General features: G+C 66.4%; 12 protein-coding genes. 7 read left to right on the top strand and 5 right to left on the bottom strand.

The window, feature by feature from the left end:
- Window positions 1-260 precede the first annotated feature (260 nt).
- Together HHL13_RS04375 and HHL13_RS04370 are read right to left on the bottom strand one after the other, a co-directional pair.
- Window positions 261-1,337, bottom strand: a complete 1,077-nt coding sequence (locus HHL13_RS04375; RefSeq protein ID WP_169554520.1) for an acyl-CoA dehydrogenase family protein — start codon at window positions 1,335-1,337, stop codon at window positions 261-263.
- Between the two features lie 128 nt (window positions 1,338-1,465).
- Window positions 1,466-2,689: an acyl-CoA dehydrogenase family protein gene (locus HHL13_RS04370; protein WP_169554519.1), complete on the bottom strand. Its 1,224-nt coding sequence runs from the start codon at window positions 2,687-2,689 to the stop codon at window positions 1,466-1,468.
- A 166-nt stretch (window positions 2,690-2,855) separates the two neighbouring features.
- Here HHL13_RS04370 and HHL13_RS04365 point away from each other — a divergent pair, with 166 nt between their 5' ends.
- On the top strand, window positions 2,856-4,073 hold the full coding sequence (locus tag HHL13_RS04365) for an MFS transporter (protein WP_206376842.1): 1,218 nt from the start codon (window positions 2,856-2,858) through the stop codon (window positions 4,071-4,073).
- A gap of 45 nt (window positions 4,074-4,118) precedes the next feature.
- Window positions 4,119-4,823: a glutathione binding-like protein gene (locus tag HHL13_RS04360; protein ID WP_169554518.1), complete on the top strand. Its 705-nt coding sequence runs from the start codon at window positions 4,119-4,121 to the stop codon at window positions 4,821-4,823.
- Between the two features lie 39 nt (window positions 4,824-4,862).
- Here HHL13_RS04360 and HHL13_RS04355 read toward each other — a convergent pair whose 3' ends face one another.
- Window positions 4,863-5,654: an SDR family oxidoreductase gene (locus HHL13_RS04355; protein WP_206376841.1), complete on the bottom strand. Its 792-nt coding sequence runs from the start codon at window positions 5,652-5,654 to the stop codon at window positions 4,863-4,865.
- 83 nt (window positions 5,655-5,737) lie between these two features.
- Between HHL13_RS04355 and HHL13_RS04350 the strand changes: the two genes are divergently transcribed.
- The 5 genes from HHL13_RS04350 to HHL13_RS04330 all read left to right on the top strand — a co-directional run bounded on the left by HHL13_RS04350 (window position 5,738) and on the right by HHL13_RS04330 (window position 10,905).
- Window positions 5,738-7,228 (top strand): class I adenylate-forming enzyme family protein, encoded by a 1,491-nt coding sequence (locus HHL13_RS04350; protein ID WP_169554517.1) that lies wholly within the window; start codon window positions 5,738-5,740, stop codon window positions 7,226-7,228.
- Window positions 7,225-7,998: a thioesterase family protein gene (locus tag HHL13_RS04345; RefSeq protein ID WP_169554516.1), complete on the top strand. Its 774-nt coding sequence runs from the start codon at window positions 7,225-7,227 to the stop codon at window positions 7,996-7,998. Before HHL13_RS04350 ends, HHL13_RS04345 begins: the two co-directional genes overlap by 4 nt.
- 164 nt (window positions 7,999-8,162) lie before the next feature.
- Complete coding sequence (locus HHL13_RS04340; protein ID WP_169554515.1) at window positions 8,163-8,681, top strand: ca2+ sensor protein; 519 nt, start codon at window positions 8,163-8,165, stop codon at window positions 8,679-8,681.
- Between the two features lie 83 nt (window positions 8,682-8,764).
- Entirely contained in the window at window positions 8,765-9,484 is a 720-nt protein-coding gene (locus HHL13_RS04335; RefSeq protein WP_169554514.1) for a response regulator, read from the top strand.
- Window positions 9,484-10,905, top strand: coding sequence for a HAMP domain-containing sensor histidine kinase (locus tag HHL13_RS04330; protein ID WP_169554513.1), 1,422 nt, complete (start codon window positions 9,484-9,486; stop codon window positions 10,903-10,905). Before HHL13_RS04335 ends, HHL13_RS04330 begins: the two co-directional genes overlap by 1 nt.
- A gap of 69 nt (window positions 10,906-10,974) precedes the next feature.
- Here HHL13_RS04330 and HHL13_RS04325 read toward each other — a convergent pair whose 3' ends face one another.
- Both HHL13_RS04325 and HHL13_RS04320 read right to left on the bottom strand, forming a co-directional pair.
- The gene (locus HHL13_RS04325) at window positions 10,975-11,847 is read right to left on the bottom strand and encodes an OmpA family protein (protein ID WP_169554512.1); all 873 of its coding nucleotides are present in this window, start codon (window positions 11,845-11,847) and stop codon (window positions 10,975-10,977) included.
- A gap of 265 nt (window positions 11,848-12,112) precedes the next feature.
- The gene (locus HHL13_RS04320; RefSeq protein WP_169554511.1) at window positions 12,113-13,711 is read right to left on the bottom strand and encodes an alpha-L-fucosidase; all 1,599 of its coding nucleotides are present in this window, start codon (window positions 13,709-13,711) and stop codon (window positions 12,113-12,115) included.
- Window positions 13,712-13,781 lie beyond the last annotated feature (70 nt).

The raw sequence follows: 13,781 nt of genomic DNA, 5'->3' as shown, positions 1-13,781 counted from the left end.
CTTCGCCGGAGCCCGGTTACCTGTTCGAAAGGGATAAACGCTGACTTGTTCCGGGTCCCACCGAGCCGCGGGGCGATACCCTTTGAGGCGAGCAACGGCGCAGCGACACGATTTTCAAATCCTCCCCCGGAGGGGGAGGGGGACCGAGAAGCGGTGGAGGGGGATTATCCACGAGCGGTGTCGCTCGCGGGTAATCCCCCTCCGTCATGCTGAAACATGCCACCCCCTCCGAGGGAGGAGCGATCCTGGAACCTAGCGGCTCAATACCCGCCTAGCCGCGCGAACCGCTCGCGATGCCAGGAAGCATTGCCCCACATCGTCTCCAGAACGCGCGCGCGCTTCAGGTAGAAGCCCGCATCATGCTCATCGGTCATGCCGATGCCACCATGCAGCTGCACCATCTCGCGACTGACCAGATTAAGCGTATCGCCCGCGATCGCCTTGGCCAGGCTCACCGACTGCGGCACGTCGGGCCGGTTGGCGTCGATCGCCTCGAACGCGCCTTCCACCGCCGAACGCATCAGTTCCAGCTCGGTAAACATCTTCGCCATGCGATGCTGCAGCGCCTGAAAGCTCGCCAGCACCTGGCCGAACTGAACGCGGGTCTTGAGATAGTCGTTGGTCTGCGCGAACGCCGCTTCGGCCATGCCGAGCATTTCGGCGCACGTCGCTGCGGCCGCGCGGTCGGTCACCTTGATCAGCAGATCCGCGCCGCCATCGGCCAGCTTCTCCGCCGCCGCGCCGTCGAATACCACCTGAGCATGGCTCCGCGAATCCGCCAGATACCGCGCCGACCGGCTCACGCCCGCATCATCGCCCGCCACCAGATAAAGCCCGTCGGCCGCCGCCACGACGAACAGTCCGGCGCTGTCGCCCTCGGTCACGAATTCCTTGGTTCCGCTCAGCTTTCCGCCGCTCACGCTTGCCGAGATCCTGTCGGGCGCGAAGCGCGGCCCTTCGTCCACCGCCAGCGTCGCGACCACTTCGCCTGACGCAATTCGGGGCAACCACGCCGCCTTCTGAGCTTCCGATCCGCCCAGCACGATCGCGGCGGTCGCAGCCGAAGTCGCGGCGAGCGGCGTCGCGGTCAGCGTGCGGCCAAGCTGCTCGAGCACCGCACCCAGCGACACGAAGCCCATCTCCACCCCGCCCTGCGCCTCGGGCACGAGGATGCCCGCCCAGCCCATCTCGGCCTGAGCCTTCCATGCTTCGGCATCGAACATCTCCGCCGGCGCGGCATCGCGCATCTTGCGGAAGGCAGTCACGGGCGACTCATTGTCCGCCCACTCCCGCGCCATGTCGCGGAGCATCGTCTGTTCTTCGGTCAGTATGGCCATTCTAACTTCTCCCTCTCCCCTCCGGGGAGAGGGCCGGGGAGAGGGGCAGTCCCTCCACGCGGCCCATTCGATTTTTTCAGACTGCCCCTCTCCCAACCCTCTCCCCGATGGAGCGAGGGCTATTTTCGCTATTGATGATCCAACATCCCCAGGATGCGCTTCGCGATCACATTGTTCTGGATCTCGCTCGACCCGCCATAGATCGACACCGCCTTGCCGAAGAGCCAGTGGCGCGTGTCCTTCAGCGCGTCCTCGTCAAAGCCCTCGCCTTCCCAGCCAAGGCCCGCCATCCCGCGGATCTCGATCAGCAGCTCGGATCGCTCCTGCATGATCCGCGCGCCGACATTCTTCATGATCGACGTCGCGGCGCTCGGTCCCGAATTGGACTTGGCGTCGAGCTGCACCCGGCGCAGCGTCAGTGCGAAGGCGCGCATGTCCATCTCGTGCTTGATGATCTTGGAGCGCAGTTCGCCATCGGCGATCCTGCCTTCGGCATCCACGCCGACATATTTCTTCGCCAGCGCCGACAGCGGCGCGCCCGCGAACAGCCGCGAAGCGCTCGATCCGCCGCCGCCCAGGCTGTTGCGCTCGTGCTGGAGGAGCCTTTTGCCGATCGTCCAGCCCTGCCCTTCCGCGCCGACACGGTTACCCTTGGGCACCTTCACATCGGTGAAAAACGTCTCGCAGAAGGGTGACGATCCGGAGATCAGCTGGATCGGCTTCACCTCCACGCCGGGGCTGGTCATGTCGCACAGCAGGAAGGTGATCCCTTCATGCTTCTTCGACTTGTCGGTGCGGACGAGCATGAAGCATTTGTCCGCCCACTGACCGCCGCTGGTCCAGGTCTTCTGCCCGTTCACCACATAATGATCGCCGTGATCCTCGGCGAAGCATTGCAGGCTGGCGAGGTCCGATCCCGCGCCCGGCTCCGAATAGCCCTGACACCAGCGCAACTCGCCGCGCACGATCGGCGGGATGTGCTCCTGCTTCTGCTCCTCGGTACCATATTCCAGCAGCGTCGGGCCGAACATCATCACGCCCATGCTGCCGCCCATCGGGTTCCACGCCCCGACCTTGGCCATCTCCTCCTGCAGCACCCGCGCCTCGGCCCGGCTCAACCCGCCGCCGCCATATTCCTTCGGCCAGGTCGGCACGCTCCAGCCCTTCGCGCCGATCGCGTTCTTCCATGCCGCCTGTTCGGGCGTGTCGTCATTGGGGCCTTCGACGGCGGACATCGAATTGTCCTTGCCGCGCAGATCGGGGTCGAAGTTCGCCGCCAGCCACTCGCGGGCTTCGCTGCGGAACGCCTCCAGCGGATCCGCCGGCGCGTCGATTTCGGGTGCGGTGGCCAAAGTCTCTCTCCCGGGGCCTGAATTTCATTGTTTCGAATTTGCGGTATGGCGAAGCGCGCGTCAAGCGGGTCCAGTCGCGTCCCCCTGAATTTGCACCGATCCGCGCCGTGTCCGCTTCCCCCGCCCGAATCCTGCGCTAGAACCGTCGCCGAACAGGGGGGCCTTGATGACATTCCACCACCGCGCCGTGCCGATCGTGCTCATGGCGATCCTGATCGACTCGATCGGATTCGGCATCGTCATGCCGGTGCTGCCGAACCTGATCGTCGAGTTGAGCGGCGTTACGCTCGCCACCGCTGCCGAGATCGGCGTGGGGATGCTCGCCTCCTATGCCGCAGCGCAATTCTTCGCCGGGCCGGTGGTCGGCAGCCTCGGCGACAGTATCGGCCGTCGCCCGGTCATCCTCTTCTCGATGGTCGCCTTCTCGATCGACTATGCCCTGATGGCCATCGCGCCGACGGTGGCGTGGCTTTTCCTCGGCCGCGTCGTCGCGGGCTTGGCGGGCGCGGTGTACAGCCCGGCCAATGCCGTCCTCGCCGACGTGACCCCGCCCGATAAGCGCGGACAGGTCTATAGCCTGATGGGCGCAGCGTTCGGCGGTGGCTTCATCCTCGGCCCTGCGATCGGCGGCCTGCTCGCCGATTTCGGCCCGCGCGCGCCGTTCATCGCGGCGGCCGTCCTCGCGGGGATCAACGCCGTCTGGATCATCTTCGCTTTGCCCGAGACGATGACGCCGGACCGGCGCCGCCCGTTCAAATGGAAGCAGGCGCATATCGTCGGCGCATTCCGCCCGCTGGTCAGCGAATCCGGCGCGGCGCGCTGGCTGATCCTCGCAGCGTTCTGCTGGCAGTTCGCGCACATGGTCTATCCCGCTACCTGGGCCTTCTGGGCCGAGATCGCGCTCGACTGGGATCCGAAGATGATCGGCTATTCGCTCACCGCCTCGGGCGTGGCGATGGTGCTGGTTCAGGCGCTCATCACCGGCCGCGCGATCAGCCGCTTCGGCGAGGAGAATACCGTCGTCATCGGCATGATCGCCGCGGGCCTCGTCTTCGCGTCCTTCGCCTTCACGCGGCAGGGCTGGCTGGTCTTCCTCCTGATCATCCCCAGCGCGTTCCAGGGCTTCGTCCAGCCCTCGATCAACGCATTGGTCTCACGCTCGGTCGATGCCTCGCATCAAGGCGCGGTACAGGGCGGGATGCAGAGCCTCGCCGCCATCGCCGCGATCCTCGCGCCGCTGATCCTCGGCTATGCGCTGGCGATCGGCACGCGCAACGGCTTCTCCGGCGGCAATTTCGTCGTCGCCGCGACGCTGGCCATCACCGCGCTGATCATCGTTCTTTTCCGGGTGAGAGGGAAACTATTGCGCCCTCCGGTTGCCTGACGCGGCGCAACCCCCATCTGCGCTCCAACCACGGAGGAGACCCGCATGATCGAGCTGTATTACTGGCCCACCCCGAACGGCCACAAGATCACCCTGTTTCTCGAGGAAGCCGGCCTCGAATACACGATCAAGCCCGTCAACATCGGCGCGGGCGAGCAGTTCAATCCGGACTTCCTCAAGTTCAGCCCCAACAACCGTATGCCCGCGATCATCGATCGTGCGCCGGCGGACGGCGGCGAGCCGGTGACGGTGTTCGAAAGCGGCGCGATCCTGATTTACCTCGCGCTCAAGTCGGGCAAATTCTACGGCGAGACCCCGCGCGAGCGGACCGACATCCTGCAATGGCTGATGTGGCAGATGGGCGGCCTCGGCCCGATGGCCGGGCAGAACGGCCACTTCAACGTCTATGCGCCCGAGAAGATCGAATACGCCATCAATCGCTACGTCAACGAGACCAACCGTCTCTACGGCGTGCTCGACCGGCGTCTCGAGGGCCGTGAATTCGTCGCCGGCTCGGGCTATTCCATCGCCGACATGGCGATCTATCCGTGGATCGTCCCGCACGAGGCGCACAAGCAGGACATCAACGACTTCCCCAATGTGAAGCGCTGGTTCGACGTCATCGCCGCGCGCCCGGCCACCGTCCGTGCCTATGAGATCGGCGGCGAAGTCCGTTCCTACGCCACGCCGATGACCGACGAGCAGCGCGCCGTCCTGTTCGGCCAGACGGCGGCGAGCACGAAGGCCTGACCCTAAAATCCTCCCCCGGAGGGGGAGGATTGAAATGCCCTAAACCTCCCGGCCCGGCCTTCTCGATTGCCCGATGTCGAGATGCGCCCCGGCATCGACCCGTACGATCTCCCCCGCCAGCGACCGGCTCGCCGGATCGAGCAGGTGAACGACATGCACCGCGATATCTTCGGCCATCGTCGCGATCCCCATCGGCACCCCGGCGGCGATCTTCGCGTTGAGCGCCGCGAACCCATCGGGGCCCAGCCGCTTCTCGAACCATCCCGTCCCGACATAGGCCGGCGCGACGGCGTTGATCCGGATCGCCGGCGCCAGCACGCGGGCAAGGCTCTCGGTCATAGTGATCAGCGCACCCTTGGACGCGGCATAGGCCACCGACGATCCATGCCCCGATATCCCCGCGACCGACGCGATATTGACCACCGCGCTCGTCGGCCCCTCGCGCATCGCGGGCGCACAGGCGCGGATCATCTGGAACGCACCGACGGTGTTCAGGCGATAGATGTCGAGAAAATCGTCGGCGGACAGCGCATCCAGATCCTCATGCGCCGCGAACTTTGTCCTGCCCGCATTGTTGACCAGAAAGTCGATCCGCCCGAACGCCTCGACCGCCGCACCGGCCAAGGCGCAGCACGCGGCATCGTCGCCGACATCGGCCCGCACCGCGATCCCGCCCGTTTCGCTCGCCAGCAGTTCCGCATCCTCGCGGCTGCTCGCATAATTGATCACGCACCGCACGCCTCGCGCCGCCAGCATCCGCACCGTCGCCGCACCGATCCCGGTTCCGCCTCCGGTCACGATCGCCACCATGCCTTCCATCCGATCCGTCATGCCGTCTCCCGATTTTTCGAACATCGGTTATGGCATTCCGCGCCGCGCTCGCCTAGCGACAGAAAGGTGAGGGCAAGGGAATCATGAGCGCAGCGGACATATTGGCCGGCAGCTTCGCGACGCTGCCCGAACTCATCCGCGCCCATGCCGCCGAGCGCGGGCAGAAAGCGGCGATCGTCTGCGGCGATCAATGGATAAGCTATTCGGAGCTCGACCGCGCGATGGATCGCGTCGCCGCAGCCCTCCAGCATGACGGGATCGCGCGCGGCAGCGCCGTGGCCATCGCCTCGGCCAGTTCGCTCGAATATGCCCAGGTCTTTCTTGGCGCGATCCGCGCGGGCTGCGTCGCCGCTCCGCTCCAGCCCTCGGCCACCGCCGAGCAGCTCGCGGCGATGGTCGCCGATTGCGCCGCGTCGATCCTGTTCCACGACGCCGCTTCCGCCGGTATCGAAACGAGCGCCCGCAAGATCGCCCTCGACGGCCCGGCCCTTGCCGAGTGGCTGAGCGACGAGCCTCCCGTTCCGGTTATCATCGGCCTCGAAGATCCGTTCAACATCATCTATTCCTCGGGCACCACCGGTACGCCCAAGGGCATCGTCCAGCCGCATTCGATGCGCTGGCAGCATATCGTCCGCGCCCCGCCGACCTTTGCGGACGCGGTGACGATGATCGCGACGCCACTCTATTCGAACACGACCTTGGTCAGCTTCCTGCCCACGCTGGCATGGGGCGGCACCGCCGTGCTGCTCGGCAAGTTCGATGCCCGGACCTATCTCGCGCTGGCCGAGAAGCATCGCGCCACCCACGCCATGCTCGTCCCTGTCCAGTATCAGCGGATCATGGCCCTGCCCGATTTCGACAGCTTCGACCTGTCGAGCTTCCAGTTCAAATCCTGCACCAGCGCGCCGTTCAGCGCCGCGCTCAAGGCCGACATCATCGCTCGCTGGCCCGGCGCGCTGGTCGAATATTACGGCCTCACCGAAGGCGGAGGCACCTGTGTGCTGGTGTGCAACATGTTCCCGGACAAGCTCCATACGGTCGGCCGCCCGGTCGAGGGTCACGATATCCGCCTGATCGACGATGACGGCAACGAAGTCGCGCCCGGCGAGATGGGCGAAGTCGTCGGCCGTTCGAAGGCGATGATGTCCGCCTATCATGGCCGCGAGGACGCCACTCGTGCCGCCACCTGGCACGATTCCGATGGCAACCGCTTCGTTCGTCACGGCGATGTCGGCCGCTTCGACGAAGACGGCTTCCTGATCCTGATGGACCGCAAGAAGGACCTGATCATCTCGGGCGGGTTCAACATCTATCCCTCCGACCTCGAAGCGATCCTGATCCAGCACCCCGATGTGAAGGACTGTGCAGTGATCGGCGTCCCCTCCGAAGCATGGGGCGAAACTCCGGTCGGCTTCTACTCAGGCACGGGCGACGCCGCCGCGATCCTCGAATGGTTCAACGCTCAGGTCGGCAAGACCCAGCGCCTCTCCGCGCTGGAGCCGGTCGACGAACTCCCCCGCAGCGCGATCGGCAAGGTGCTGAAGCGCGAACTTCGAGACCGGTATCTCGCATGACTCCTCTCGCCCAAATTCTCGCCGCCGCCACGCCGACAGAAACCGGCCTGCGCACCTCTATCCCCGAAGACTGGATGCAAGGCCGCACCGCTTATGGCGGCCTCTCCTCCGCCCTCGCGCTCCACGCAGCGATGCAGATCGAACCCGATCTGCCCCCGCTCCGCTCGGCGCAGGTCGCGTTCATCGGTCCGCTGGCAGGCGAAGTGACCGTCACCGCCACCAAGCTGCGCCGCGGCCGCAACGCCGCCTTCATCCAGTCCGATATCGTCTCCGAAGCCGGGCTCGGCTACCGCGCCACCTTCATCTTCATGGCCCCGCTGCAATCGCAGATCGCCCATGACGAAGCCCCGCGCGCGCCCCTTGCCCCGCCCGCTGCCGACGCCAAGATCTACACTGGCCCCGATGGCTTCTTCACCGGCAATTTCAACTTCCACGATCCCAAGGCGACGACCAAGGCCGCCGAATGGCTTCGCTGGGGGCGTCTGCGGGCCCGCGACGGCCTCCACCCGATGGTCGAACTGATGGCGATCGGCGACGGCCTGCCCCCCGCCGCGTTCAAGCTGATCGAGGGCCAGCGCGCGCCGCTCTCCTCGCTCAACTGGCAGATCAACTTCATCACCGCCGAACCGGTGACGCAGGACGGCTGGTGGCTCCTAGGCGCCACTGCCGACGTCGCCGCCGATGGCTATTCCACCCAGCGCATGACCATCTGGAACGCACAGGGCGACCTCATCGCCGAAGCCATGCAGGCCGTCGCGATCTTCGCTTAACCCCCCCCCATCCTCCCCCGCCAGTGGGAGGATTTCGGCTCGACCTTGCGACAATTCGCGACACTTTCCTGAACGCCTGACAAACGGCTGCGACAGGACTCCGACAGAAAGGCACCAACGGCGGGGCATCCCCTCCCCGCCGCCAAGCCAGGAGTTCTCGCCCCATGATGATCAAATTGCTCTCCGCCACGCTCGCCGCGGCGATCACCTTCGGCGGCGGCGCTGCCGCCTTCGCTCAGGAAGCGCCGCCCCAGCGTGGCGGCGGCCTGCTGATGCGCGCCGATGCCAATACCGACGGCATCCTCACCCGCTCCGAATTGATCGCCCATGTCGAAGCCCGCTTCGCGAAGCGCGACGCGAACAAGGACGGCAAGATCGGCGCCGACGAGCGCGGCGGCCGCGGTCCCGGTATGCGCTCGCGGCGCGGCGGTCCCGATGGCATCGGCGGCGGCAACGGCGCGCCCACCAAGGCCGAACAGATCGCCCGCGCCACCCGCGCGTTCGACTATATCGACCGCAACGGCGACGGTAAGGTCGACAAGGCCGAACGCGATGCCCTGCGCGACACGATGGCCGCGCTCCACCGTGGCGGCCCCGGCAAGTTTGGTCATGGCCGTCACGGCCACATGGGTCCCCCGCCTCCCCCTCCCGCCGGCACCCCGAACGCCCCTCAGGGCAACTAAGCCGGCCGGAAGCCGGGCGGGCTTCTGTGCCTCCTCGCCCGCCCGGCACTTCCTTCCCTCTGACGAGTTGCTATCAACCGGTCATGTCCGAGATTCCCCACATCCTGCTCGTCGATGACGAGCGTTCGATCCGCGAGCCGCTGGCGCAGTATCTGACCAAGCAGGGCTTCCGCATCACCCAGGCCGGCGATGCCGAGGGCGCCCGCGCACGTATGTCCGCATATGCGATCGATCTGGTGATCCTCGACATCATGATGCCCGGCGAGGACGGCCTGAGCCTCTGCCGCCACATCCGCGAGACCAGCGACACTCCGGTCATCCTCCTAACCGCCCGCACCGAGGAGACCGATCGCATCGTCGGCCTCGAAATGGGCGCCGACGATTATGTCGTGAAGCCCTTCTCCCCGCGCGAACTCGCCGCCCGGATCAAGGTTGTGCTGCGCCGCCTCCAGGCCGGCGGCACCCGCCAGACCGCGCCCGAAGCCGGCAGCTATGCCTTTGCCGGCCTCGTCCTCAAGACCGGCGAGCGCGCGCTGGTCGACCGCGAAGGCGTGTCGATCCCCCTCTCCACCGGCGAGTACAACCTCCTCCACGCACTGGTCACGCGCCCACGCGCGGTGCTGACCCGCGACCAGTTGCTCGATCTGACCCAAGGCCGCGAAGCCGCCGCCTTCGATCGCGCGATCGACAATCAGGTCAGCCGCCTCCGCAAGAAGATCGAGACCGACCCCAAGAACCCGGTCCTCATCAAGACCGTCTGGGGCGGCGGCTACACGCTCGCGGCGGAAGTCACCAAACTCTGATGCGCTTCTTCCCCCGCAGCCTGACCGGCCAGATCGGCCTCATCGTCGCCGCCGCGCTGTTCCTCGCGCAGGCGATCAATTTCGGCCTGCTGCTCAACGAACGCCGCGAATCCCGCTTCGCCCAGATCGTCGTCCCCTCGGTCACGCGCCTCGCCGACACCGCCGAGCGGCTGGCCAATCCCAACGCCGATCCCCAGCCCGATCGTGTGCGTCGCGGCCCCAACGACGCGGAACGCCCCGGTCCTGACCGCGCGCGTCGGGGCCCGCCCGGCTATGATCAGCGCACCCGCGTCCAGGTCCTCACCACCCCGCCCGAACTTCCCGTCGAGCCGCGCCGCGCCGATATCGAGGACATGGTCCGTCAGGGTTTCACCGATGGCGGCGTCGCGCTGCACGAAGTGATCGCCGTCGTCCGTCCGATCGACGAAAGCCGCCCGCTGATCCGCCACATGACTCCCGAGCGCAAGAAGCGCCTCCACCGGCTCGGCGCCGAGTTGCACATCCTCGTCCACCTCAAGAGCGGCCAGTGGCTCGCCCTCTCCACCGGCTGGCCCACCGCCGAGCGCGTGCTGATCTGGCAGCTGATGGCGCAGACCGGCATCCTCTACATCGTCGTGCTGATCCCGGTGCTGCTCGCCACCCGCCGCATCGCCAAGCCGCTGCGCCGCCTCGCCACCGCCGCACGCGAGTTCCGCCCCGGCAGCGATGCCGGTCCGGTCGAGGAACGCGGCCCCAGCGACGTCCGCTCGGTCATCGCCGCCTACAACGGCCTCGGCCAGCGCGTCACCGCGATGCTCGACGAGAAGGACAAGATGCTCGGTGCGATCGGCCATGATCTGCGCACCCCGCTCGCCGCACTGCGCGTCCGCATCGAATCGGTCGACGACGATGAAGATCGTAATCGCATGGCCGACACGATCGACGAGATGAACCGCACCCTCGACGACATCCTGTCGCTCGCGCGCCTCGGCCGCCCCAGCGAGCCGCCTACCGATGTCGATCTCTCCGCGCTGATCGACGCGGTGGTCGAGGATTTCCGCGACCTCGACATGCCCGTCGCGTTCGAGGAAGCCCCGCGCCTCAAGATGCGCATCCGCCCCAACCTGATGCGCCGCGCCGTCCGCAACCTGATCGAGAATGCCGTCAAATATGGCGGCGGCGCCGAAGTTCGCCTCGTGCCCGGTGAGACCAGCGTGGCGATCGACGTGTGCGATCGCGGCCCCGGCATCCCCGCGGACAAGATCGCCGCGGTGTTCGATCCCTTCACCCGCCTCGAAACCTCGCGCAACCGCGAGACCGGAGGCATCGGGCTGGGCCTTGCGCTGGCAAAGGCGATCGTCAGCGAAGCCGGCGGCACCATCGTCCTTGCCAACCGCGAAGGCGGCGGCCTGATCGCAACGATCCGCCTGCCGCGCGGCTGAAAGAAAACCCTCCCCCGCCGTAGCGGGAGAGGGTGTTCTTCATTCCGAAGGGCTAGCCTCGCGAACGCGTTACAGCCCGTCCACGGCCTTGCTGACCAGCACGTTCACCGCGACGCGGCGGTTCTGCGCCATGCCCGTGGGGCTATCGTTGGGCGCCGCCGGATCGGCTTCCGCCATCCCGGTCGGGGTCAGCATGCGATAGGGTTTCCAGCCGCAGGCCTGCTGCAGATAGTTGACCACCCGCGCCGCGCGCTTCTCGCTCAGCTCCTGGTTGAAGTCCTGGCTGCCCGTCGCATCGGTATAGCCGACCACCAGCAGCAGGGCGTTGTCGGTTCCCTCCGCCTGCGTCGCCACGCCGCACAGATCGGCCTTCGCCTGTTCGGACAGCACCGTCTTGCCGGTGTCGAAGGTCACGTTGGTCGTGCTCTTGACGTTATACTGGTCGATATCGGCCACGCGATTGCGCAGCGATTCCGTGGCGGCCGCCTGTTCGCCGAAACGCTGGTCGGTGCCGTTGTGGATCATCGACGCAGTTCGGAGATCGCGGCTCTTCAGATCGACCCGGCTCGCCACCAGCCCGTCTGCCCAGCGCACCGTCCGGATGCTGACCGGCAGGCCGTTGAGCAGCGACTGCTCGCCCAACCGGTTGCGATTGAGGCCGAGGAAGCCGCCGCTAGACTTGATCTGGGTCCCCTCGCTGATCAGCACCACTTCGCGGGTGCCCGAGGCGGTCGTGACATGCACGGTCCCGTCCCTGCGGGCGGAAATAATGCCTTCGATTTCGGGGCCGGCAGGCAATCCGGCCAGATCGGCGGGTGCTGCGCCGCTGACGGTGATCGATGGATTGGTCTCGCCCTGATCCTGTGCATAGGCGACTCCCGCCGTGCTGGTCAGCATGGCGATCGCGAACAGATACTTCGGGCTGTTGGACATAAAACGCATCCGTGGTTCCTCCACATAAGAACTCGCCAGGATCGTGCGATTATCGTCCGGCGTGGGTGCACGCCGCTTTGCCGCATTTTGCGACCCCGCTCATCGCACAGGATATCCTGAGCGTCGGGCCAACCCTCTCGTCGGGGAAATGCTCCGGCTTATCCTGTGTTAAGCGGACAGGCCGAGCCAATCTTGCGGCCGCCCGATGCCGGCGCGCCATTTCAGGCGCGCAACAACCGTCGTTTTGCTTTCCCCCTGCCGGTCCAACATGCCCTCAGACCGGCGCGCCCCTATCCCGCACCAGCCGTTTGACCTCCCGCAGCACCGGCATTGCCTGCGGGCCGAAGCTGCCATCCTGAAAGATGCCCACGCCCAGCGTCACGGGCACCTGCTCGATCTGGCTGGCGATGATGAAATCCGCCAGTTCCTTCGCCTTGAAACGCGGCGCCGGCATCGGCGTATCCTGCTTGATGTGCAGCCAGTCGGCGTCGAAGCGCAGCGCGACATGTCCCTGCAACCCCTTGGCCACGCCATTCCTGATGACGCGGCCGCCATAGGATTTGACGGGCAGGTCGGTCAGCTCGCCCGCGAAATAGTCCTGCCATTCGGTCTCGTGCGGGAACACCCAGTTGTTCCACGCCACCAGCCGCTCGGGATAGCCGGTCTTCACCGCGGCATTGATCGCGTCGAACGGCAGGTTCGGGAAGCATTCGGTCGCCTCGAAGGTGGAATCGAACCAGTAACCCGCCACGCGAGAGCCGTATCGCGTCCCGAATTCGCGGAACACCTCGATCAGGTGGTTGGCGTAATCGTCTTCGTTATAGGCGGGTATCCCGTTCACCGTGCCGGGATTGAGCGCCATGTTCCCCACGCCGGGCGGGTTCATGTACAGCATCAGGCGGATACCCCGCTTGCCCAACGCATCGGCGAACTCGCTGATCAGGTCGCGCTTGGTGGTAAAGCCGGGATGGAGCTTCTCCCAGCTCTTGATCGGCGCCGGGCAGGTCGGATTGCCGTGATTGACCGTCCAGATCATGTACCCGGCGCCGGTCTCGGCCACCCTGCCGACCAGTTCCTCGACATCGATCCGGTTGACCGCTTCCTCATAGGGAATGCGCGGGCCGCTGGGCGGCTGGGTCAGGTCGAGGAAATGGAACCACACGCCATAGCCCGCCTTGGCGAACCAGTCGGAATTGACGCGCTTCGACACCGCGCGCTTCCTGTCCGCTTCGATCGCGGCGCGCGCGCTCACCGGCGTTACTTCGACCGAGCGCAGGCGGAGCACTTCCCGGCCCGGCAGCGCCTTCTCGCCCAGCACGCGCAGCCGCACGACGTTCACGCCACGCACCAGATCGAACTCGCCCGTCACCGCAACCCGCGCGAAATTGTAGAACTCCTTCAGCCGGAAGAAGCTCTCGCCGCTCGGATCGCCGGGGTTCTCCGCCGGCCCTTCCGGATGCGGATGGAAATAGCCTTCCGTCACCGGCATCGCGAAATCGCGCTCGGTCCGGCCCGCCTTGATCTTCACCGGCAGCCCTTTGACCGTGGTCGAGCAGCATAATGCGATATCGTAGCGGCCCGCTTCGGGCACGGTCACGGTCCATGTGATTTCGCCCGGTCCGAGGAACGGCATCATCGTGCCGATCTCCGCGCCGCCGAACCGGATGTCGCCCAGACGGCCCAGCGCCTTGACCGGATAGAGCCGCATCGTCGGATTGAGCCGCGTGATCGACACCGGCCCAGCGGGACCGGCCCCCGAAGCAGCCCCCGCACCCGAATCCATCGCCGCCGATGCCGCGCGGGCAGTTTCGGGCAGGCTTGCCGCCGCCATCGCGGTCAGGCTGCCACGCAGGAAGTCCTTACGGTTCATCATCCGTTCTGCCCCTCTCCAGACACGCCCGGGCCGCGCCGCATTGCTTGCTGGCGTCAGCGCCGGACCTTGC

The organism is Sphingomonas sp. G-3-2-10, assembly GCF_012927115.1.
Classification (GTDB): domain Bacteria; phylum Pseudomonadota; class Alphaproteobacteria; order Sphingomonadales; family Sphingomonadaceae; genus Sphingomonas.
The sequence above is the reverse complement of the archived record's forward strand: the minus strand, read 5'-3'. Positions and strand labels throughout refer to the sequence as shown.